The organism is Stenotrophomonas sp. STEN022 (assembly GCF_056760155.1).
Genome location: NZ_JBRREG010000062.1, coordinates 1 through 22,621 on the forward strand (window position 1 = coordinate 1; position 22,621 = coordinate 22,621).

At 64.4% G+C, this 22,621-nt stretch carries 18 protein-coding genes and 1 other RNA gene; 2 read left to right on the forward strand and 17 right to left on the reverse strand.

The genetic code is table 11. The features are described 5' to 3' along the window. Positions 1-120 precede the first annotated feature (120 nt). Together secA and ACVOMF_RS13450 are read right to left on the reverse strand one after the other, a co-directional pair. Positions 121-2,832: a preprotein translocase subunit SecA gene (secA, locus tag ACVOMF_RS13445; protein ID WP_481509756.1), complete on the reverse strand. Its 2,712-nt coding sequence runs from the start codon at positions 2,830-2,832 to the stop codon at positions 121-123. Positions 2,833-3,009: 177 nt separating this feature from the next. Then, positions 3,010-3,960 carry a M23 family metallopeptidase gene (locus ACVOMF_RS13450; RefSeq protein ID WP_481509757.1) on the reverse strand — a complete coding sequence of 317 codons (951 nt, stop codon included), beginning with the start codon at positions 3,958-3,960 and terminating at the stop codon, positions 3,010-3,012. A gap of 12 nt (positions 3,961-3,972) precedes the next feature. Here ACVOMF_RS13450 and ACVOMF_RS13455 point away from each other — a divergent pair, with 12 nt between their 5' ends. Next, complete coding sequence (locus tag ACVOMF_RS13455) at positions 3,973-4,407, forward strand: DciA family protein (protein ID WP_481509758.1); 435 nt, start codon at positions 3,973-3,975, stop codon at positions 4,405-4,407. Positions 4,408-4,633: 226 nt separating this feature from the next. Here ACVOMF_RS13455 and lpxC read toward each other — a convergent pair whose 3' ends face one another. From lpxC to mraZ, 14 genes are all read right to left on the reverse strand, one after another. Further along, the gene (gene lpxC / locus ACVOMF_RS13460; protein WP_481509759.1) at positions 4,634-5,545 is read right to left on the reverse strand and encodes a UDP-3-O-acyl-N-acetylglucosamine deacetylase; all 912 of its coding nucleotides are present in this window, start codon (positions 5,543-5,545) and stop codon (positions 4,634-4,636) included. A 284-nt stretch (positions 5,546-5,829) separates the two neighbouring features. Then, positions 5,830-7,056, reverse strand: coding sequence for a cell division protein FtsZ (gene ftsZ, locus ACVOMF_RS13465; protein ID WP_282266376.1), 1,227 nt, complete (start codon positions 7,054-7,056; stop codon positions 5,830-5,832). Positions 7,057-7,273: 217 nt separating this feature from the next. Further along, positions 7,274-8,509 carry a cell division protein FtsA gene (ftsA, locus tag ACVOMF_RS13470; protein WP_303748900.1) on the reverse strand — a complete coding sequence of 412 codons (1,236 nt, stop codon included), beginning with the start codon at positions 8,507-8,509 and terminating at the stop codon, positions 7,274-7,276. Continuing rightward, positions 8,506-9,234: a cell division protein FtsQ/DivIB gene (locus tag ACVOMF_RS13475; protein ID WP_481509760.1), complete on the reverse strand. Its 729-nt coding sequence runs from the start codon at positions 9,232-9,234 to the stop codon at positions 8,506-8,508. Before ACVOMF_RS13475 ends, ftsA begins: the two co-directional genes overlap by 4 nt. Before the next feature lie 91 nt (positions 9,235-9,325). Beyond that, positions 9,326-10,762: a UDP-N-acetylmuramate--L-alanine ligase gene (gene murC, locus ACVOMF_RS13480; protein ID WP_481509761.1), complete on the reverse strand. Its 1,437-nt coding sequence runs from the start codon at positions 10,760-10,762 to the stop codon at positions 9,326-9,328. A 43-nt stretch (positions 10,763-10,805) separates the two neighbouring features. Beyond that, positions 10,806-11,903 carry an undecaprenyldiphospho-muramoylpentapeptide beta-N-acetylglucosaminyltransferase gene (murG, locus tag ACVOMF_RS13485; RefSeq protein WP_481509762.1) on the reverse strand — a complete coding sequence of 366 codons (1,098 nt, stop codon included), beginning with the start codon at positions 11,901-11,903 and terminating at the stop codon, positions 10,806-10,808. Beyond that, positions 11,903-13,222, reverse strand: coding sequence for a putative lipid II flippase FtsW (gene ftsW, locus ACVOMF_RS13490; protein WP_481509763.1), 1,320 nt, complete (start codon positions 13,220-13,222; stop codon positions 11,903-11,905). The genes murG and ftsW overlap by 1 nt, the downstream gene beginning before the upstream one ends. Continuing rightward, positions 13,222-14,307 carry a phospho-N-acetylmuramoyl-pentapeptide-transferase gene (gene mraY / locus ACVOMF_RS13495; RefSeq protein WP_057627465.1) on the reverse strand — a complete coding sequence of 362 codons (1,086 nt, stop codon included), beginning with the start codon at positions 14,305-14,307 and terminating at the stop codon, positions 13,222-13,224. Before mraY ends, ftsW begins: the two co-directional genes overlap by 1 nt. Continuing rightward, positions 14,297-15,679: a UDP-N-acetylmuramoyl-tripeptide--D-alanyl-D-alanine ligase gene (locus ACVOMF_RS13500; RefSeq protein ID WP_481509764.1), complete on the reverse strand. Its 1,383-nt coding sequence runs from the start codon at positions 15,677-15,679 to the stop codon at positions 14,297-14,299. The genes mraY and ACVOMF_RS13500 overlap by 11 nt, the downstream gene beginning before the upstream one ends. Then, the gene (locus ACVOMF_RS13505; RefSeq protein WP_481509765.1) at positions 15,676-17,154 is read right to left on the reverse strand and encodes a UDP-N-acetylmuramoyl-L-alanyl-D-glutamate--2,6-diaminopimelate ligase; all 1,479 of its coding nucleotides are present in this window, start codon (positions 17,152-17,154) and stop codon (positions 15,676-15,678) included. Before ACVOMF_RS13505 ends, ACVOMF_RS13500 begins: the two co-directional genes overlap by 4 nt. 8 nt (positions 17,155-17,162) lie before the next feature. Further along, entirely contained in the window at positions 17,163-19,025 is a 1,863-nt protein-coding gene (locus tag ACVOMF_RS13510) for a peptidoglycan D,D-transpeptidase FtsI family protein (RefSeq protein WP_481509766.1), read from the reverse strand. Further along, a complete protein-coding gene (gene ftsL / locus ACVOMF_RS13515; protein ID WP_282266357.1) occupies positions 19,022-19,285 on the reverse strand; it encodes a cell division protein FtsL in 264 nt (87 codons plus the stop codon). Before ftsL ends, ACVOMF_RS13510 begins: the two co-directional genes overlap by 4 nt. Further along, a complete protein-coding gene (gene rsmH / locus ACVOMF_RS13520; protein ID WP_481509775.1) occupies positions 19,282-20,250 on the reverse strand; it encodes a 16S rRNA (cytosine(1402)-N(4))-methyltransferase RsmH in 969 nt (322 codons plus the stop codon). Before rsmH ends, ftsL begins: the two co-directional genes overlap by 4 nt. Before the next feature lie 14 nt (positions 20,251-20,264). Next, positions 20,265-20,711 carry a division/cell wall cluster transcriptional repressor MraZ gene (gene mraZ / locus ACVOMF_RS13525; protein ID WP_282266355.1) on the reverse strand — a complete coding sequence of 149 codons (447 nt, stop codon included), beginning with the start codon at positions 20,709-20,711 and terminating at the stop codon, positions 20,265-20,267. Positions 20,712-21,039: 328 nt separating this feature from the next. On the opposite strand from mraZ, the gene ACVOMF_RS13530 reads away from it, so the two are divergent. Beyond that, positions 21,040-21,816, forward strand: a complete 777-nt coding sequence (locus ACVOMF_RS13530; protein ID WP_481509767.1) for an NRDE family protein — start codon at positions 21,040-21,042, stop codon at positions 21,814-21,816. A 423-nt stretch (positions 21,817-22,239) separates the two neighbouring features. Here ACVOMF_RS13530 and rnpB read toward each other — a convergent pair. Then, an RNA gene (rnpB, locus tag ACVOMF_RS13535) (RNase P RNA component class A) lies at positions 22,240-22,590 on the reverse strand. Positions 22,591-22,621: the final 31 nt, after the last annotated feature.

Here is a 22,621-nt window from a genome sequence, read left to right on the forward strand (position 1 = left end):
CCGCCCCGGCGCCGCCGCCGCTCGGGGCTCCTGGCGCCGGCGCGCCCCCCCCACCCCTCGCGGGCGCCCCCCACTACAGGGGCAAATGCAAAAAAGCCCCGCACTTGGCGGGGCTTTTGGTCAGTTCAGTTGGCCGTGGCAGTGCTTGTACTTCTTGCCACTTCCGCACGGACACGGGTCGTTGCGGCCGACCTTGGGCGCGTTGGCCTCGTCGATCACTTCCGCCGCTTCCTCGTCGGCGCTGTAGCCGCCGTTGTCCTGGTGCTGGAACTGCGACATCTGCAGGCGCGCTTCGGCCTGCTGGCGCTCCAGCTGCTCCATCGCCAACACTTCTTCCTCGCTGCGCACACGCACGCGCGACAGCATGGTGATCACTTCGCGCTTGACGTCCTCCAGCATCTGCGAGAACAGCTCGAAGGCTTCCTTCTTGTATTCCTGCTTGGGCTGCTTCTGCGCGTAACCACGCAGGTAGATGCCCTGGCGCAGGTAATCCATGCGTGCCAGGTGCTCCTTCCAGCTCTGGTCGAGCACGGTCAGCATCACGTGCTTTTCCAGTGCGCGCATGGTCTCGGCGCCAACCGCCGCTTCCTTCTGCGCGAAGTGCTCGTCGACGCGGTCGATCACCTTCTGCACGATCGCCTCGGCATCCAGTTCTTCGTGCGCCTTGACCAGGCCAACCACGTCCATCTCCACGCCAAACTCGCCTTCCAGCGTGGCCTGCAGGCCCTGCAGGTCCCATTGCTCATCCACCGAGTTCGGCGGCACGAAACGGGACACCAGGTCATAGATCACGTCGCCGCGGATGCCGTCGATGTTTTCCTTGACCGACTCGGCGTCCAGCAGCTCATCGCGCTGACCGTAGATCACCTTGCGCTGATCGTTGTTGACGTCGTCGAAGTCGAGCAGGTTCTTGCGGATGTCGAAGTTGTGCGCTTCAACCTTGCGCTGTGCCTTCTCGATCTGGCGGCTGACCATGCGGTCTTCGATGACGTCGTCTTCCTTCATACCCATCATGCGCATCGCCTTCTGCACCCAGTCAGAGGCGAAGATGCGCATCAGGTTGTCTTCCAGCGACAGGTAGAAGCGGGACGAACCCGGGTCACCCTGACGGCCGGAACGACCGCGCAGCTGGTTGTCGATACGGCGAGATTCATGGCGCTCGGTACCGACGATGTGCAGGCCGCCAGCAGCCTTGACTGCTTCGTGACGTTCCTGCCATGCCGCCTTCAGTGCGGCCTTCTGCTCGTCGCTGATGTCTTCACCCAGCTCGTGCAGTTCGGTTTCCAGCGAGCCGCCGAGCACGATGTCAGTACCACGGCCGGCCATGTTGGTGGCGATGGTAACCGAGCCCGGGCGACCGGCGTTGGCAACGATGGTCGCTTCGCGGTCATGCTGCTTGGCGTTGAGCACTTCGTGCTTCACGCCAGCCTTGCGCAGGTGCTCGGACAGCATTTCCGAGGTTTCGATCGAGGTGGTACCCACCAGCACTGGCTGGCCGCGCTTGGCGCATTCTTCAATGTCCGCCAGCACCGCGTTGAACTTGCCCTTGCGGTTGAGGAACACCTGGTCCGGGTAGTCCTTGCGCACGGTCGGCTTGTTGGTCGGGATGACCAGCACTTCCAGGCCGTAGATGCTCTGGAATTCGAACGCTTCGGTATCGGCCGTACCGGTCATGCCGGACAGCTTCTTGTACATGCGGAACAGGTTCTGGAAGGTGATGCTGGCCAGCGTCTGGTTCTCACGCTGTACCGGCACGCCTTCCTTCGCTTCCACCGCCTGGTGCAGGCCGTCGGACCAGCGGCGACCGGCCAGGGTACGGCCGGTGAACTCGTCGACGATGACGACTTCGCCATCACGCACGATGTAGTCCACGTCACGCTGGTAGATGGCGTGCGCGCGCAGTGCGGCGTTGAGGTGGTGGACGACGGTCAGGTTCTGCGCGGCGTACAGGCCGTTGTCGTTGTCCGCTCCAATGATGCCGGCTTCGCGCAGCAGCTCTTCGGCGTGTTCCATGCCGGCTTCGGACAGGAAGACCTGCTTGCCCTTCTCGTCGACCCAGTAGTCGCCCTCGCCTTCCTCGGCTTCCTGCTTGATCAGGCCCGGCACCACGCGGTTGACGCGGATGTACAGCTCGGGGGAGTCGTCGGCCGGACCGGAGATGATCAGCGGGGTACGCGCCTCATCGATCAGGATGGAGTCGACTTCGTCGACGATGGCGTAATGCAGGCCGCGCTGGTAACGGTCGGCACGGGTCAGCGCCATGTTGTCACGCAGGTAGTCGAAGCCGAATTCGTTGTTGGTGCCGTAGGTGATGTCGCTGCCGTAGGCCTCGCGCTTGTCGCTGTGCGGCATGCCCGGGTAGACCACGCCGACGCTCATGCCCAGCCAGTTGTACAGCTTGCCCATCTGCGCCGAGTCGCGGCGGGCCAGGTAGTCATTGACCGTGACCACATGCACGCCCTTGCCTTCCAGCGCGTTGAGGTAGACCGGCAACGTTGCCACCAGGGTCTTGCCTTCACCCGTGCGCATTTCGGCGATCTTGCCCAGATGCAGCACCATGCCGCCGATCAGCTGAACGTCGTAGTGGCGCATGCCCAGCACGCGCTTGGAGGCCTCACGGCAGACCGCAAAGGCTTCCGGCAGCACCTTGTCCAGGGCTTCGCCAGCGGCGATGCGCTCACGGAACTCGGGGGTCTTGGCCTTCAGCTGGTCATCGGAGAGCTTCTGCATCTCCGGTTCCAAGGCATTGATCTTGGCGACGATACGGTTGAGCTGGCGAAGCTGGCGCTCGTTACGGCTGCCAAAAACGCGGGTAAGCAGGCTGTTGATCATTGAAGGAACCGGTTTGAATGAAATGCCGTGCGACCTGGCTCACCCCCTGGGTTCACCGGTCACAAACGAAACAGGGCGCAATGCGCCCTGTCGATGGCAACGCCTATTGTAGCTTGGGGCGGACGCTTGAGTTTCAAGCACCCCCAAACAAGTCAGCCGGAGCTGACCTGCTGCCCATCAGCCACGGCTGACCCGGCCGACCGGCGTATTGCCGCCCTCGCCGAGGAATTTGCGCGGATTCATCACCACGCCGTTCTGCCAGACCTCGAAATGCACGTGGGCGCCGGTAGAACGGCCGGTAGAGCCGGCCTTGGCCACTTCCTGCCCGGCCCGCACCAGCCCGCCTTCACGCACGGTCAGGCGCGAATTGTGCGCGTACAAGGTCTTGTAGCCGTTGCCGTGGTCGATCTCGACCACATTGCCGTAACCGCCCTTCACGCCGGAGAAGCTGACCACACCGTCGGCCACGGCCAGCACCGGGTCGCCTACACGGGCGTGGAAGTCCATGCCCTTGTGGTTGCCAACACCGCGACCGAACGGGTCGGCACGGCCACCGAAGCTGGAGGTGACGTAGGTATTGCGGATCGGCATGCGCGAGGGCACGGCGTTCTGTTCGAGCTGGTGGTCGAACAGCAGCGACTCCATCACCGACAACTGCTTGCCTGAAGCAGCGAAACGCTGCTCCAGCACCTGTAAGTCGCTGTTTACCGCGCTGACCGGGATGTCCTGGGTCGGTCCGGGTTCGCCTTCACCCATACCCGGAGTTTCCTGGAAGTCGAACTCGCCGTCTTCCAGCTTGCCCATCTGGGTCAGACGCTCACCCAGGGCATTGAGCCGGGTGGCCTGCGCCTGCAGCTCGCCAAGGCGGGCGGCGAGTGCATTGACCTGGGTCTGAGCGTCGGCGCGGACCTTGGCCAGCTCCTGTTCCTGATGGTCAACCTTGGACTGCAGCGCCGCATCACCGGCCATGCCGATGGCGAAGCTCAGGGCCACGCCCATCAGGCAGCCAAGGCCAAGTACGCTACCCAACAGGGCTTGAGGACGATCCTCAAAGAACATCTGAACACGTGAAAACGGCGTCTTGGCCTTCTGTTCACGCGTTTTGATTACGATCTTTTTAAATGTCATTGAAAAATTCTTATGTCAGAGCCGAAATCCAGTGTTCGTTCCCGTTCCGCGCCCAAACAGGCGCTGGAAGCGGCGATGGCGGACAAAGCAGGAAATCCGCTGCGCCGGGCCCTGTGGCTCGATGCGATGGACTGGCAATTGCGCCCCCATTTGCCGCCGGCGCTGGCTAACCGTTGCCGGTTGGCCAATGTGGACGGCGAACACCTCGTTTTTCTCGTCGAATCGCCGGTGTGGCACGCCAAAGTAAGGCTTGCCGAAGACCAGCTGCTCGACGCGGCCCGATCCATCGGGCTGAAGGCCACCCGGGTGACCGTCAAGACTGCGACTGCGTCCGCGCACTCCCCAGTGCGTAACGATCAACGCAGCACAGCAGTAAGCGAAGCCACGCATAAAGGACTGCGCGACGCCCTGGCTGCCCTGCAGGATGTGAAATCAACAAAGTCCTGAGGGGCCACCGGGCGCCTGATCGGCCCCGGTCTCCACCCGGCCTTTCAAATGACCGGATTGAAGCCAGCAGGAATCCTAGCCGCGGAATGCAGCGAAGGAGTTAGTCTTTTGTTAATTAAAAGTTAAATTCAGGCTGAAAGCCTGATCGGGTTCACACAACGACCACAAATGGGAATAGTCGTGCTCCGTAAAAGCCGCGTCTCTTACGAACTCGCCTCTATTTAACTTAGGCGTAGGCCGGGATGCCGTACAGCACCGGATCCGCGGCTACTGGAGAGTCGTAGCTGGCCCATTCCCAGGCACTCTGGTCGGCCAGAAGGGCGCGTACCAGCTTGTTGTTCAGCGCATGGCCGGACTTGAAGCCCTCGTAGGCACCCAACACCTGCCCACCGGCCAGATACAGGTCGCCGATGGCGTCCAGGATCTTGTGGCGGACGAATTCGTCGGTATAGCGCAGGCCGTCGTCATTCAGTACGCGGAACTCGTCGAGCACGATGGCATTGTCCATCGAGCCGCCCAGGCCCAGGTTGCGCTCACGCATGTACTCAAGGTCACGCATGAAGCCGAAGGTACGGGCCCGCGAGATCTCCTTGATATAGGCGGCCGAGGAGAACTCGATCTCCACCCGTGACTGCTTGGCCGGGATCATCGGATGATCGAACTGGATGGTGAAACCCAGCTTGTAGCCCTCGTACGGCTCGAAGCGAGCAATCTTGTCACCGTCGCGCACTTCCACCGTCTTGAGGATGCGCAGGAAACGCTTGGCCGCGTCCTGCTCGACGATGCCCGCCGACTGCAGCAGGAACACGAACGGGCCGGAAGAACCGTCCATGATCGGCAACTCCGCCGAGGACAGCTCAACGATGACGTTGTCCACGCCGAGGCCGGCCAGGGCCGACATCAGGTGCTCAACGGTCTGGATCTTGGCGCCTTCACAGGTCAAACCAGTGCACAGGGTGACTTCGGTGACCAGATCGGCACGCGCCGGGACTTCCACCACCGGATCCAGATCCACTCGTCGGAACACGATGCCATGGTCAACCGGTGCCGGGCGCAGGGTCATATAGACCTTGTCACCACTGTGCAGGCCGACGCCGGTGGCGCGGATCGTGTTCTTGAGAGTGCGTTGCTGGATCATGTGTATGTAAGGCCGGAGGGGCCACGCACGCGCAGCCAGGGGGACAAACAAGAATAACACGCGTTAACACGCGCCCTTTGCAGTGCCAAATTCGGCCGTCAGCTGCCGTCCAGTACCGAAAATATCGCCGGGCCGGCCTTGGCCCGGCGATAAAGGACATGGTATTCCCGCCGGGGTGGACAGCCCCGACGTATCAGCTCTGTTTCCAGGCGCCGACCAGTCCGACCCACGGCGCCGTTGCCGGCGCACGCGATGATCGGGCCTGGATGGCCCCCGCTACCGCATCAGTCAGCCTGGCGGCGCAGGAACGCCGGGATGTCCAGGTAGTCGTTCGGCAGCTCTGCAGCAGCCGGCGACGCCGACGAGGTGGAAGCAGACACGGTGTCCGAGCTCGGACGACGCAGGCCCATGCCCATGGTGTGACCCACGGCCTTGGCCACGGCATCGGCCGGGCTCTCGTACTCGTCGAACTCGGCCTGGCCGGTGGTGGCGTTACGCACCAGCTTGATCGGGCCGCGCTCGCCCGGACGCTGGGCGTTCTTGGCAACGGCACGGTTCAGGCCGGTGGCAACCACGGTCACCTTGATCTCGTCACCCAGATCCGGATCGATCACGGTGCCGATCACCACGGTGGCGTCTTCCGAAGCGAAGGCATGCACGGTACGGCCGATTTCGTCGAACTCGCTCATGGTGATGTCGGTACCGGCGCTGATGTTGACCAGCACGCCATTGGCGCCGGCCAGGTTCACGTCGTCCAGCAGCGGGTTCTGGATCGCGGCTTCGGCAGCTGCCTGGGCGCGGTCATCACCACGTGCGGTGCCGGTGCCCATCATCGCCAGGCCCATTTCCGACATCACGGTGCGCACGTCGGCGAAGTCGACGTTGATCAGGCCCGGACGCACGATCAGATCGGCGATGCCCTGCACGGCGCCCTGCAGCACGTCATTGGCAGCACGGAAGGCCTGCACCATGGTGGCGTTGCGGCCGAGTACGGTGATCAGCTTTTCGTTCGGGATGGTGATCAGCGAATCGACGTGCTGGCTCAGCTCCTCGATGCCCTTCAGCGCCACCTGCATGCGGCGACGGCCTTCGAACGGGAACGGCTTGGTGACCACGGCCACGGTCAGGATGCCCATTTCCTTGGCCAGCTGTGCCACCACCGGTGCAGCACCGGTGCCGGTGCCGCCGCCCATGCCGGCGGTGATGAACACCATGTCCGCACCCTGCAGGGCGTCCATGATGCGCTCACGGTCTTCCAATGCGGCCTGGCGGCCGACTTCCGGGTTTGCGCCTGCGCCCAGACCCTTGGTTACGTTGGTGCCCAGCTGCAGCTGCAGCTTGGCGCCACAATTCTTGATGGCCTGCGAGTCGGTGTTGGCGGTGATGAATTCCACGCCATCCACGCTGCTGTTGACCATGTGCGCCACGGCGTTGCCGCCGCCGCCACCCACGCCAACGACCTTGATCACCGCGTTCGGTGCCATCTTTTCAATCAGTTCGAAATGCGCCATGTCCATGTCCTCTCTATTGCCGTGATTGGGTCGGGCATCCGGGAAGAATCCTTCTCCTTCTGCGCCCGCCCGCACCGGCGAGTTGTTTTAGGTGTACCGCTTCGGGTTGCCCCTGCACGGTGGTTGTTGCTTGCTTCAATGACTGCGTTACAGCACTTCGTCTTGCCTTACTGCTTGCCCTTCTGACTGCCTCACTGCCCTGCTACCGGTACCGCGCTCAGAACTCGCCGCGGAACCAATTCTTCAATTTGTTGAACATGCTGCCGGCGCGCCCGGTGGGCAGCGACGGACGCCGCGGGTGTTCGATCTGGCTGCCCATCAGCAACAGGCCAACGCCAGTTGCGTGCACCGGATTGCCGACCACTTCGCCAAGGCCGGTGACGTGCTGCGGAATGCCAACGCGTACCGGCATCTGCAGCATTTCCTCGGCCAGCTCGACCACGCCTTCCATCTTCGAGGCACCGCCGCTGAGCACCAGGCCCGCACGCACCATTTCCTCGAAGCCCGAGCGACGCAGTTCGGCCTGCACCATCTCGAAGATTTCCTCGTAACGGCCCTGCACCGCCTGCGCCAGCGAATGACGCGGCATGCGACGCGGCGGACGGTCGCCGACCGACGGAACCTGGATGCTTTCCTCGGCGGTTGCCATCTGTGCCAGCGCGCAGGCGTAGCGCACCTTGATCTGCTCCGCTTCCGGGGTCGGCGTGCGCAGCATGTGGGCGATGTCGTTGGTGACGTGGTCGCCGGCAATCGGCAGCGATGCGGTATGGCAGATCGCGCCCTGGATGAACACCGCGATGTCGGTGGTACCGGCGCCGATATCAACCATCACCACGCCGAGCTCGCGCTCGTCGGCGGTCAGCACCGCCACGCTGGAGGCCAGCGAGGACAGCACCAGATCGTCCACCTGCAGGCCGCAGCGCTGCACGCACTTGCTGACGTTTGCGGCGGCAGACTGTGCGCAAACCACCAGGTGGGCATGCACCTCCAGGCGCACGCCGGTCATGCCGACCGGATTGCGGATGCCTTCCTGCGAATCGTCCAGCACGTACTCGCGCGGGATCGCATGCAGGATCTTCTGGTCGGCCGGTATGGCCACGGCCTTGGCCGCTTCCAGCACGCGATCCAGATCGCCCCAACTCACTTCGCCTTCGCGGATCGGGGTGATGCCCTGCGAGTTGCGGCACTGCACGTGGTTACCGGAGATCGAGGCATACACCGAACGGATCTCGCAGCCGGCCATCAGCTCAGCTTCTTCGATGGCGCGCTGGATCGACTGCACGGTGGATTCGATATCCACCACCACGCCGCGCTTGAGACCGCGCGATTCGTGCGAGCCGATACCGATGACCTCGATCGGGCTGCCCGGCGAGTACTCGCCGACCAACGCCACCACCTTGGAGGTGCCGATATCCAGGCCAACGATCAGTGATTTGTCACCCTTGCGGTTCATGTCCTGTCCTGCGTCTGCTTTGTTGCCGGCGGCGGGGTTCCCCAGCTCAGCGTGAATCCATTGGTATAGCGAAGGTCGGCGCGCACGATCGGCACCTGGGTGCGGGTCAACTGCGGCAGCACGCGTACGAAGCGGCTCAAGCGTGAGCGTGCATCGTTGCGCCCAACAACCACTTCGGTGCCGTTATCCAGCGCCAGCGACCAGCTGCCGCGCGCGTCCATCGCCACTTTGCGTACGTCCACACCTGCCGGTGCGAACAGAGCGCGCGAATCGTTGTACAACTCGACCACTTCGGTGGTCATGCCATCGGGGCCATCGAGTTCGGGCAGCGGCGCGTTCTCCAGACCGTGCGGCACCGCAAACAAACGGCCTTGCTCGGACAGCAGGCGATCCTTGCCCCAACGTGCAAACGGGCGGTGCTCGACGATGCTCACTTCCAGCACATCCGGCCACTGCTTGCGGACCTGCGCGCTCTCCACCCACGGTAGCTTTTCGACCGCGGCCTGCGCGTCCTGCAGCTTCACTGCGAAGAAGCCCGAGCGCGCATATGGCAGCAAGGTCTTCTGCAGCTCTTCCGCCGGCACGCGCTTGAACTCGCCATGTACGCGTAGCTTGGCCAGCGGCCAGCGTTCGGCGCCGACCCAACCATTGACCACCGCGACCACCGGCAGCACCACCAGCGCAATGGCCAGCAACCAGGCGAGCATGCGCAGGATGGCATTCATCGTGCGCCCTCCCCTGCAGCGCGGCCGCAGGCCACCGTCGCAGCCCGCAGCGCGGTTGCGTGGGTACGGCACAGCGGCAGCGCGACAGACATCATTCGCCCTTGGCCTCCTGGAAGCCGTGGGTGACCACCTGCTGGACAACGGCACCGATGTCGCCCGCACCCATCATCAACAGCAGATCGCCGTCCTGCAGCACGTCGGGCAGCACCGAAGCCAGATCGGCGGAATGACTCACCACCACCGGCTCGCTGCGGCCACGCGCACGGATCGCACGCGCCAACGACTTGGAGTCGGCACCCGGAATCGGTGCTTCGCCGGCTGGATAGACTTCGCTCAGCACCAGCGCGTCCACTTCCGACAGCACCGCTGCAAAGGCATCGAACTGATCGCGGGTACGGCTGTAACGGTGCGGCTGGAACGCCACCACCAGACGCTTGTCCGGCCAGCCGCCACGAGCAGCGGCAAACACTGCTTCCAGCTCACGCGGGTGATGACCGTAGTCGTCGATCACGCGCACCTTGGCACCCTTGTGGGTGGTGACTTCGCCAAGGTCGTTGAAGCGACGGCCAACGCCCTCGAACTTCTCCAGCGCCGAGGCGATGTCTTCCGGTGCCACGCCCAACTGCCAAGCCACCGCAGCGGCGGCCAGTGCATTGAGCACGTTGTGCTTGCCCGGCAGTGCCAGGGTGACCGGCACGCTGGTGCCTTCCGGCAGGCGCAGGGTGAAGCGCATGCGTGGGCCATCCTGCACCACGTCCTCGGCACGCACGTCGGCATTGCTGCTCAGGCCGTAGCTCATCACGTGACGCGGGGTCTTGGCGGCCAACGCAGCCACTTCCGGATCATCGATGCACAGCACCGCCAGCCCGTAGAACGGCAGGCGCTGCAGGAACTCGGCGAACGCTGCCTGCACGCGGGCGAAGTCGTTGCCGTAGTTCTCAAGATGGTCGGCGTCGATGTTGGTGATCACCGCCACCAGCGGGTTCAACCGCAGGAAGCTGCCATCACTTTCATCGGCCTCGGCCACCAGCCACTGGCCGCCGCCGAGCTTGGCGTTGGCACCGGCCGCCAGCAGCTGGCCCCCGATCACGAAGGTCGGGTCCAGCTTGCCCTCGCTCAGGATGGCGGCGGTCAGCGAGGTGGTGGTGGTCTTGCCGTGGGTACCGGCGACGGCGATGCCGCGACGGAAGCGCATCAGCTCGGCCAACATTGCCGCACGCGGCATGATCGGAATGCGCTGGCTGCGCGCTTCCATCAGCTCGGGATTGTCGTCGCGGATGGCGCTGGAGACCACGATGCAGTCGGTGCCCAGCACGTTGGCGGCGGAGTGACCGCGCATCACGCGCGCGCCCAGCCGCGCCAGACGGCGGGTGGCGGCGTTGTCTGCATTGTCGGAACCGGAGACTTCATAGCCCAGGGTCAGCATCACTTCGGCGATGCCGCTCATGCCGGTGCCGCCGATGCCGACGAAATGCACGCGCGGGAAAGCGCGGACCAGGTCGGTGGTGTCGTTGAGGCGGCGGATCATGCCTGGCCTCCGGTGTGGCTGGCGCGGGTGCGCGGTGCCGTGTTCATGCTGCTTCCTCAAGAATGATGTCTGCGATGCGTTCGGCCGCATCGACCTTGGCCAACCCACGCGCGGCTTGCGCCATCTGCACACGGTGGCCGGGATTGTTTGCCAGCGTGCGCAGCACGCCTTCCAGGTTGGTCGCCAGCGCGTCGTCCTGCTTGAGCAGTTCGGCGGCACCGCGTTCGACCAGATATTCGGCATTGCGGGTCTGGTGGTCGTCGACCGCAGCGGCGAACGGCACCAGCACGCTGCCGATACCGACAGCACACAACTCGGCCAAGGTCGACGCGCCGGAACGGCACACCACCAGATCGGCCCAGCTGTAAGCGGCCGCCATGTCCTTGATGAACATGTCGACGCGGCCTTCCACACCAGCTGCGCGATACGCCTGCAGCGCTTCTTCGTGCAGCTTCTCGCCGCACTGGTGCCAGACCTCGATGGCGACGCTGTCACCCAGCGCGGCCAAGGCCTTGGGCATGGCGTTGTTCAGGGCGCGTGCGCCCTGGCTGCCGCCCAGCACCAGCACCCGCATCGGTCCACTGCGACCGGCCAAGCGCTGCTCCGGTGCCGGCAATGCAGCGATCTCGGCACGCACCGGATTACCGACCACCTCTTCCTTGCCACCGGCAAAGCTGCCCGGGAAACCCGACAGCACGCGGCGCGCGAAGCGCGACAGGATGCGGTTGGTCATGCCCGGCGCACGGTTCTGTTCGTGCACCAGCAACGGCAGGCCATGCAGGCGGGCGGCAATGCCACCTGGTCCGGACGCAAAACCACCAAAGGCCACCACCGCACGCGGCTTGCGATCACGCAGTACATAGCCAGCACTGCGGATCGCGCGCATCACCCGGATCGGCGCGCCCAGCAGGGCCAGCTTGCCCTTGCCGCGCAGGCCGGAGATGGCCAGCGTGTCGACGTGGATGTCGTGCTGCGGAACCAGACGCGTTTCCATCGCGCCTTCAGCACCCAGCCAGGTGACCGGGACGCCGCGCTCGCGCAGCACCTTGGCCACGGCCAGACCCGGGAAGATATGGCCGCCGGTACCGCCGGCCATGATCATCACCGGACGTTGGTCCTTGTTGGTATTCACGGAGGCCATTACGCGATCCTCCCGAAGGTCGGCTCGACACGCTGTTGCATGCGGCTGGTGCCACGTGCTGCGCTGCTCTGCACTGCCGCGGCAACCGAGGTCGCGGTATCCATGCGCGGCTCGGCCGGTGCGGCGTCGTGCGTTTCGGCAACGTCCAGTTCGACGCCATCGAGGTCCTCGCGGACTTCCTGGCGGCGCACCGCACGGTTGTATTCATAGGACACGCGCAGCAGCAGGCCCATCGCCACGCAGGTCATCATCACGCTGGAACCGCCGGAGGAAATCAGCGGCAGGGTCAGGCCCTTGGTCGGCAGCATGCCCAGGTTCACGCCGATCGAGACGAAGGTCTGCAGGCTGATCCACAGCGCAATGCCGAAGGCGATGTAACCAGCAAAGTGGCGACGCATTTCAATGCAGCGCAGGCCCAGCCAGAACGCACGGCCGACCAACAGCACGTACAGGCTGATGATGCCGCAGACGCCAAGGAAGCCCAGCTCCTCGGCGATCACCGAGAAGATGAAGTCGGTATGCGACTCGGGCAGGTAGTTGAGCTTCTGGATCGATGCGCCCAGACCCACGCCAGTCCACTCGCCACGGCCGATCGCCATCAGCGCGTTGGACAGCTGGTAGCCCGAACCCAACTGATCCTGCCACGGGTCCATGAACGAGGTGACGCGGCGCATGCGGTAGGGCTCGAAGATCACCAACGCGATCAGGCCCGGCAAAAGCAGCAGCACCGGCAGGATGATGCGCTTGATCTGCGCGCCGCCCAGCACCAGCATGCAGGTGGTGATACCCAGCAGCAGCATCGAGGAACCAAAGTCGGGCTGCAGCAGCAGCAATACCACCAGCACGCCAACCACGCCGACTGGCTTGAGCATGGCCTGCCAGGTGGCATTGACCTCGTCACGGAAGCGCACGAGATAGCTGGACAACCAGACGATGTACAGCACCTTGACCGCTTCCACGGTCTGGAACTTGGAGATACCAAGGTTGATCCAGCGCTGCGCGCCATTGACGCTGCTGCCCAGGCCCGGCACGAACACCACGATCAGCAGGGCAAAGCAGCCCAGCAACAGCAGTTGGTTGTACTTCTCGATTTCCTTCAACTCCACCCGCATCGCCACCGCAGCGAGGATCACACCGATGGCGATGAAGATCAGGTGGCGGGTCAGGTAATAGAACGGACTCTGCGTCAGCGCGATGGAGCTGGAAGCCACCATCACGATCCCGATCGAAGCCAGCGCCACGGCGGCGCCGAGCAGCCACTTGTCGTAGCTGCCACCAATGGCTTCAAGTCGGGTTGCCTGACGCGAGTAGTCGTCCATCAGCGCACCTTTAGCGTTGCCAGGCCGATCAACACCAGTACCACCGAGATGATCCAGAAACGCACGATCACGCGCGGCTCAGGCCAGCCCTTCAGCTCGAAGTGGTGGTGGATCGGCGCCATACGGAACACGCGCTTGCCGGTGAGCTTGAACGACGCCACCTGGATCATCACCGACAGCGTTTCGATCACGAACACACCGCCCATGATCACCAGCACCAGTTCCTGGCGCACGATCACCGCGATGGTGCCGAGCACCGCGCCCAGCGCCAGCGCGCCGACGTCGCCCATGAACACCATGGCCGGATAGGTGTTGAACCAGAGGAAGCCAAGGCCCGCGCCGGCAATCGCCGCGCAGATGATGACCAGTTCACCGGCACCGGGAATCTGCGGAATCTGCAGGTAACTGGAGAACACCGCATTGCCCGAGGCATAGGCGAACACGCCCAGCGCACAGGCCACCAGCACCGTCGGCATGATCGCCAGACCATCCAGACCATCGGTCAGGTTGACCGCATTGGAGAAGCCGACGATCCAGAAGTAGGCAATCGCGACGAAGCTGATGCCTGCCAGCGGCAAGGCGATCGACTTGAACATCGGGATGTAGAAGGTCAGCTCAGCCGGCACCACCGCGGTCTTGTACAGGAAGATGCCTGCGGCAAGGCCAAAGATCGACTGCAGCGCGTACTTCCAGCGCGACTTCAGGCCGTTCGGGTCGCGCTTGGCGATCTTCAACCAGTCGTCGTACCAGCCGATCGCACCGAAGCACAGCATCACCACCAGCACCAGCCACACATAACGGTTGCGCAGGTCACCCCATAGCAGCACCGAGACCAACACCGTGGTCAGGATCAAGCCGCCACCCATGGTCGGCGTGCCGGCCTTGGAGAAATGCGACTGCGGGCCGTCCTTGCGGATCGGCTGACCGCCCTTGAGCTGGGCCAGGCGACGGATCGCCATCGGGCCCAACCACAACGACAGCGACAATGCCGTCAGGGCGGCGAGGATGCCGCGGAAGGTGATGTAGTTGAACAACCGGAACAGGCCGTCCAACTGCTGCAGCCAACGGGCCAATTCAAGCAACATGTGTAGTGTCCTCGCCGCGCTTCAACAGCGCAGTCACGATCTTGTCCATGGCGCTGCCGCGCGAGCCCTTGACCAGGCAACGCACACCAGCATGAAGTTCGGTTTCCAGTGCGGCAGCCAGCGCGGCGTGGGAGTCGAAGTGACGCCCGCCTTCGCCGAATGCCGCCGATGCCGCTGCGCTCAGCGGCCCCAGCGAATACAGACGCTTCAGCCCGGCTTCGCGGGCACGCTGGCCGGCCTGCGCATGCAATGCCTGCGCGTCCGGGCCCAGCTCACGCATATCGCCCAGCACCAGCCAGCCTTCGCCCTTGCCCGCAGCCAGCGCGGTGATCGCCGCTGCCAGTGAGCCCGGGTTGGCGTTGTAGCTGTCATCGATCAGCACCGCGCCGCTGTCCAACACATGGGCGACCTGGCGACCAGCGACCGGGCGCGCCTGCGCCAGGCCTTCGACCACCAGCGACAAGGCAATCCCGGCGGCCAACGCCATCGAGGCGGCGGCCAATGCATTGAGTACGTTGTGCCGACCCGGCAGCTGCAGCACCACCTCGGCATCGCCTTGCGGCGTACGCAGCCGGAAGCGGGAACCCGCCTCGTCCAGCACGATGCCGGTTGCGGTGACGTCGGCGCTGACGTCCAGACCGAAGCGGATCACCTGATGGTCACCAGCACGCGCAGCGAAGTACGGCGAGAACGCGTCGTCGGCGTTGACCACCGCAACACCGCCATCGCGCAGGTCGTCGTAGACGGCTGCCTTGGTGTTGGCGATCTCCAGCAGGCTGCCCATGCGCTCCAGGTGTGCTGGCGCGACATTGTTGACGATGGACACGTCCGGTGCGGCGATGGCAGTCAGGTAGGCGATATCGCCCGGCTTGCCGGTACCCATCTCGTAGATGGCGAAGTCGGCATCTTCCGGCGCGTCGATCACCGCCAGCGGCAGGCCGATCTCGTTGTTGCGGTTACCCGGCGTGGCATACACATGCTGGCCCAGTACCGCAGCAGCGTGCTGCATCACCGCCAGCAGCAGGTTCTTCACGCTGGTCTTGCCGTTGCTGCCGGTGATGGCGAACACACGGGTAGCGCGCTGCTGCTGCATTGCTGCTGCAATCTTCGCCAGCGCCAGCTCGGTGTTGGCAACCACGATCTGCGGCACCTCCAGCGGCAACAGGCGATCGACCAACAGGGCGCTGGCGCCCTGCTCGACCGCGTTGGCGGCAAAGTCATGGCCATCGAAACGCTCACCGCGCAGGGCGACATACAGACTGCCCGCTGCCAGCGTGCGCGTGTCATTGCTGACCGCAACGATGCTGGCGTCGTCGCCGTGGATTTCGCCACCGGCCCAATGGGCAATCAGCGACAGCGGCGTGCGCTTCATGGACGCACCTCCGCAGCAGCGGAACGACGCGCCTGCAGCGCACGCGATGCCACATCGGTGTCATCGAAAGGATGTTTGATACCTGCAATCTCCTGGTAGGGCTCATGGCCCTTGCCGGCGATCAACACGATGTCGCCAGCCCCTGCCTGTGCGACCGCGGCGTCGATGGCGCGGGCGCGATCGCGCACCACGTTCACCTGCGCAGGCGTCACAAACCCGGCCATGATGTCGGCGACGATCACGTCACCATTCTCGCCGCGTGGATTGTCGTCAGTGACGAACACCACGTCGGCCAATTCCTCGGCAATCGCCGCCATCTGGGGGCGCTTGCCGGTGTCGCGCTCGCCACCGCAACCAAACACGCACAGCAGGCGGCCATCCAGATGGCCGTGCAGGCTGCGCAGCGCCTGTTCCAGCGCATCGGGAGTGTGTGCGTAATCGATGACCACGGTCGGCTCGCCCTGACCACCGAGGCGGTTCATGCGGCCGCGGATCGGCTGCAGCTGGCCCAGCACCTCGGCGATGCATGCGCTGGTTTCGCCCAGACCATGCAGCGCACCGGCCACGGCCAGCAGATTGTCGACGTTGAAGCGCCCCAGCAGCGGCGAGCGCAGCGCATGACGTTCATCACCAATGACCAGATCGAAACCCAGGCCCTGCCCGTCCAGCACCAGCTTCTCGGCGCGGATGGTGGCGCCCGCCTGGCCGGTCGAGCTCAGCCCGATCGCCTGCACGTCGGCTGCCAGCGTGGTGATCAGTTCACGGCCGAAGGCGTCGTCCAGATTGATCGCCGCTGCCTTCAGGCCCGGACGATGGAACAGCTTGGCCTTGGCCGCGCCGTAAGCTTCCATGTCGCCGTGGTAATCGAGGTGATCACGCGTGAGATTGGTGAACACCGCCACGTCGTAATGCACGGCATCGACGCGGCCCTGATCCAGGGCGTGCGAGCTGACTTCCATCGCCACTGCCTTGGCACCGCCATCGCGCAGCTGGGCCAGCACTTCATGCATCTGCAGCACCAGCGGCGTGGTGAAACCCGTCGGCACCACATCGCCGTACAGGCCAACACCCAAGGTGCCGATCGAGCCGCTGGGCGTGCCCAGCAGATGCCAGGCCTGGCCGAGCAGCTGCACGGTCGAGGTCTTGCCGTTGGTGCCGGTGACGCCAACCATGGTCATCGCCCGCGAGGGCTGCCCGTGGAACTGGTCGGCCATCGCGCCCATGCGCGTACGCAGACCGGGCACGGCGATGGCATCGGCCGGTGCTGGCAGTTCGGCCGGTGCCGGCGGATCAAACAGGATCGCGGCCGCGCCGGCAGCCTTGGCCTGCTCGACAAAGCCCAGCCCATGCGCGCCAAAGCCGGCGATTGCGACGAACGCATCACCGGTGCGCACATGCCGTGAATCCAGAACCAGGCCGCCGATCTGCGGGTCCTGCGGCAGGACCAGATCGGGCAGCAGTTGTGACAACTTCATTGTGTGGCTCACTGGCGCACCTCCGTGGCGGCAGGCGTCGGAGCGACGGCCGTCGGCAGTGCGGCATCAAATTCGGCAGAGGCGTTCGGCGCCTCGTCCGGGTCCTGCGGGATCGGCAGCGGCGCAGCACTGCTGCCCGGCTTGCCACCCACCTTGCCTGCGGCCTGCGCGGCCAGCCACGACTGGATGTCGTCCGGCGGCACATCCATCAAGCGCAGCGTGCCTTCCATCACGTGGTGGAACACCGGTGCGGAGACCAGACCGCCGTACTGCAGCGAGCCTTGTGGGTCGTTGACCACGATCACCGCGGCGTAGCGCGGCGCGGTTGCCGGCACGACACCGGCGAACAGCAGGTTGTAATGGCCACGCTCGTAGCCATTGGGGCCGTTCTTGCGCGCGGTGCCGGTCTTGCCGGCCACGTGGTAACCAAGGATCGCCGCCTGCTTGGCGCCGCCATTGGTGACCACGGTTTCCATCATCCGCACGACTTCGCGTGCCACTTCCGGGTCGATGACCTGGCGTGCTTCGTTGCGCTGGCCCTTGATGAAGGTCGGCTGGATTACCTGCCCACCATTGGCCAGCGCCGAGTACGCCTGCGCGATCTGCAGCGGCGTCACCGACAGGCCGTAGCCGTAGGACATGGTGGTCTTGGTGGTGCCATACCAGCTCGGGCTGCCCGGGCGCGCGACCACACCCGACGATTCGCCGGGGAAGCCACTGTTCGGGGCAACGCCGTAGCCGAAGCCACGCACCGAGTCGTAGAAGGTCTGGTCCGGGATGCGCGCCACGATCTTGGCCGCACCGATGTTCGAGCTGCGGGTGATCACGCCGGTGACATTGAGCACGCCATTGTTACGCGGCACGTCACGGATGGTGTAACGGCCCAGCGACATGTAACCCGGATTGGTGTCGATGATCGTGTCCGGCGTCACCACGTGGTTCTGCAACGCGGTGGCAATGGTCAGCGGCTTCATCGTCGAGCCGGGCTCGACCAGATCGGTAACCGCGCGGTTGCGGCGCGTGTCCGGGGTCGCACCACTGACCGAATTCGGGTTGTAGGTCGGCAGGTTGGCCATGGCCATCACTTCGCCGGTGGCCACGTCCATGATCACGATGGAACCACCAGCAGCCTTGTTGGTGGTGACCGCATTGCGCAGCTCGCGCATCGCCAGGAACTGGATGCGGCGGTCGATGCTCAGGGTCAGGTCCTTGCCAGGCTCGGCAGGACGCACCAGATCGATGCTCTCGACGATCGCGCCCTTGCGGTCGCGGATGACCCGCTTGGCGCCCGGCTTGCCGCGCAGCCATTCGTCGAAGGCAAGCTCCAGGCCTTCCTGGCCGAGATCATCGATGTTGGTGAAGCCGAGCACGTGTGCCATCGCCTCACCCTGCGGGTAGTAGCGACGGAACTCGCGCTGCGAGAACACACCCGGAATCTTCAGCGCGACCACCTGCTCGGCCACATCCGGATTGATCCGGCGGCGCAGGTACATGAATTCCTTGTCGGCCTTCTGGGTCAGCTTGGTGGTCAGTTCATCCACCGGCAGCGACAGCGCGCGCGCCAGCTCGGGAATACGCTCGGGCGTGCGCAGCAGCTCCTGCGGATTGACCCAGATCGAGGCCACCGGCGTGGACACCGCCACCGGCTCGCCATTGCGATCGGTGATCATGCCGCGCGAGGTCGGGATCGGCACATCGCGCAGGAAGCGGGCTTCGCCTTCGCGCTGGTAGAAATCGTTGTTGATCAGCTGCACATACGCGGCACGGCCGACCAGCGTCACCGCACACAGACCCAGCCCCACGCCAACCATCAGCATGCGGTTGCGCAGGTTGAACTGCGTGCGGGTACGGTTGCGGCTGGGCTTGTTCATGGCCGGATCACCACGATGTCAGCGGCCTCGGGGAACTTCATGCCGAGGCGACCACGGGCTTCCTGGTCCACGCGCGTGGCCTGGGCCAGGGTTGCCTGTTCCAGCTGCAGGCGGCCGAACTCGATGTTGATCTCGTCGCGGGCATGCTCCAGCTTGGACAGCTCCACGAACAGCTGGCGGTGGCGATGGCGCATGAACACCACGCCGATTGCCGAGGCAATCGTGCACGCCAGCAGGACGATCAACAGCAGGCGGCTCATCCGGCCACCTCGCACTTCTGGGCCACACGCAGCACCGCGCTGCGCGAGCGCGGGTTCATCGCCAGCTCGTCGTCATCGGCCTTGATGGCGCCACCGATCAGTTCCAGCGTCGGCACGAAGGCCTGCAGTTCCGGCAGCCGACGATTGGTCGGCGGCGCCTTGGCATGGCGGTTCATGAACTGCTTGACGATGCGGTCTTCCAGTGAGTGGAAGCTGATCACCGCCAGGCGGCCACCGGGCTTGAGCCGCGCCATCGCCGCGTCCAGACCGGCTTCAAGGTCGGCCAGTTCGCGGTTGATGTGGATGCGGATGGCCTGGAAGCTGCGGGTGGCCGGATGGATCTTGTCCTTGCCACGCGGCATCACCGAGGCGATCAGCTCGGCCAGCTCAGCGGTACGCGTGAACGGCTGCTTCTCGCGCCGGGCAACGATGGCGCGGGCGATGCGGCGGCTCTGGCGTTCATCGCCATAGGTGAACAGCACGTCGGCGATTTCGCGGTCTTCGGCGCGGTTCAACCAATCTGCAGCGCTCTCACCCGAGTCCGGGTCCATGCGCATGTCCAGCGGACCGTCCTTGCCGAAGCTGAAACCACGCTCGGCCACGTCCAGCTGCGGCGAGGACACACCGAGATCGAACAGAACGCCATCCAGACCGGCAGCGGTTTCGCTCCAGTCCAGCAGATCGGCAAAGCTGCCGCGATAGATCGAGACACGGCCGTCCGGCGCGAAGTCGCGCTCGGCCACGGCAATGGCCTCGGGGTCCTTGTCCATGACCAGCAGGCGCCCGTCCGCGCCAAGCTGGCGCAGCACGCCACCAGCGTGACCGCCGCGACCGAACGTGCCATCCAGATAAGTACCGTTTTCGATCACCCTCAGGCCCTCAAGGACCTGGGTGTACAGCACCGGCAGGTGAGCCGCCGGCGGCTGCGACACCGGAGGGTGACCGGCCTGCGCTTCACCGCGCACCCGGGCACCCCGGCTCACAACTTGAGATCGAGAAGCCCATCGCCCAGATCCTCGTCAGACAACGTCTGCTGGATCAGTGCGCGATGCGCTTGCTCGCTCCACAATTCGAACTTGTCACCCATGCCCATCAGCACTGCTTTCTTCTCGATGCCCACCGCACTGCGGTGACTGGACGGCAGGCTGATACGGCCATTGCCATCCAGTTCCAGATGGGCGGCCGAGCCGACAAGTTTCTGCTGCAGGGTGCGCACTACACGCTGGGTATTGGGCTTTGCCATTACGTCGTCCCGCACCCGCTCCCACTCCTGCTCTGAGTACAACCACAAGCAACCGGCTTCGAAGGGGTTGTAGGTCAGCACAAGGCGATTACCGCTGGCACGCGCAACCAGGTCGCGATAGGCGGTTGGCACCGCCATGCGTCCCTTGTCGTCAACCGTGATGGCAGTCTCACCCTGGAACACGCCTGTGGCACCCGTTCGTTGGTTTTGCTTGGGAAGTTATTGAACCACGAAAAACCACAAAAAACCCGGTTTCCCCTCTGATGCCCACCTTAGCAGCGGCCCTAGGGTTGTCAACAACTTTTCGCGCACAAAATCACGTGCCGCATCAATGGTTTGCACCAATGTTTAGAGAGTTGTTCAAGGTTTATCCACAAGTTACTGGTTTACTTCAAATTTTGAGATTTGTATGAAATTCAGTGGTGTAGAGGCAGCGTGAAAACGGGGCCGCAGCCCAGCCGCCATTCAGCCGCACTTGGCTGACACCCGCGCAAAACGGCACACTCCGTGCATGTGCCTTGTCGCTCTCGCCTGGAAAACCCACCCGCACTGGCGCCTGCTCATGGCCGGCAACCGTGACGAGTTCCACGCCCGCCCCACCGCGCCACTGCAGCGCTGGTCATCGCCCTACGACAACGTGATCGCCGGCCGCGATCTGCGCTCCGGCGGCAGCTGGATGGGCGTGAATGTGTACGGCCAAGCCGCCGTGGTCACCAATGTGCGTGACCCGAGCGCAGCCATCGGCGGGCCTTCGCGCGGTGAACTGATCGCCAGCTACCTGGCCGGCGGACAGCCGGCCACGGACTATGCCGACACTCTGGCCAGCCGGGCGCCGGCGTTCGCACCGTTCAATCTATTGGTTGCCGACGCCGAGAGCTGCAGCTATCTGGGCAACCACCCGCAGGTCCGACAGGATCTGGCGCCCGGCGTGCACGGCATGTCCAACGGCGCACTGGATGCCCCCTGGCCCAAGACCCGCCGCCTGATGGGCGTGCTTGAGGATTGGTTGGCCGCCGGTAGTGACGGTCTGGAGCCGCTCTGGGCGGCGCTGGCCAATGAGCAGCAGGCAGCGGACGCGGCGCTGCCCGCCACCGGAATTTCGCGGGAATGGGAGCGACAGCTCTCCAGCGCTTTCATTCGCGGGACCGACTACGGCACCCGCGCCAGCACAATCGTGGCGATCGGCCAGGATGGTGGTGGCTTCATCCACGAACGCCGGTTTGGCCCGGATGGCGTGTATCTGGGGGAGGTGCGCATGGAGATTGGGAAAGAAGGCTTTGGCTCCTAGTTCCCTCCCATTCGCCGCAGGCGAAGGGGAGGGCTGGGGAGGGGTGTTTTTGATCTTGCTTTGGCTGTGGGTCAAATCCAACGCAAGATCAAAAGCCCCCCATCCGCCCTCCGGGCACCTTCCCCCGCAGGCGGGAGAAGGGAAAGAGGACAGCTAGGCAGAAGCAGGAACCAAAGCCGAAGCCGAAGCCGAAGCAGCAGCCACAGCCACAGCAAAAGCCGAGCCAGCGCGCAGCAAAAGCCACAGCCGCACCCTCCCCTCCACGATGCGCAGCGAGCCAAGCAAAAAATCCGAAGAGCAACAGCCCCCTTTAGTAAAGGGGGCGCGCCGACAGGCGCAGGGAATTGGAAGGCTAAAGGCCAGGGGCCCAAAATTTTGCCTTGCAAAACTTTGGGGCTTTTTCTGCCCAGCGGGCAGAAAAAGCGGCGGAGTCGGCCGATAAGCCGGGTTTTGTCGTGGACAGTCATTCCTCTAGGCGCTACGTCACCGTAACGCTCAAGCAACCTACCCGGACCCGACGCGGGCCACGCCATTAGGTCCCTATTTGGTCTTGCTCCAGGTGGGGTTTGCCGTACCGGTCTGTTACCAGACTCGCGGTGCGCTCTTACCGCACCATTTCACCCTTACCACGCACCCGAAGGCCGTTCGGCGGTATCTTTCTGTTGCACTTTCCGTCGGCTCGCGCCGCCCAGGCGTTACCTGGCACCTTGCCCTGTGGAGCCCGGACTTTCCTCGGCATTCCCGAAGGAATGACGCGACTGTCTGGCCGACTCCGCCGCGCGTATTGTCGCACGTCCAGCACCAC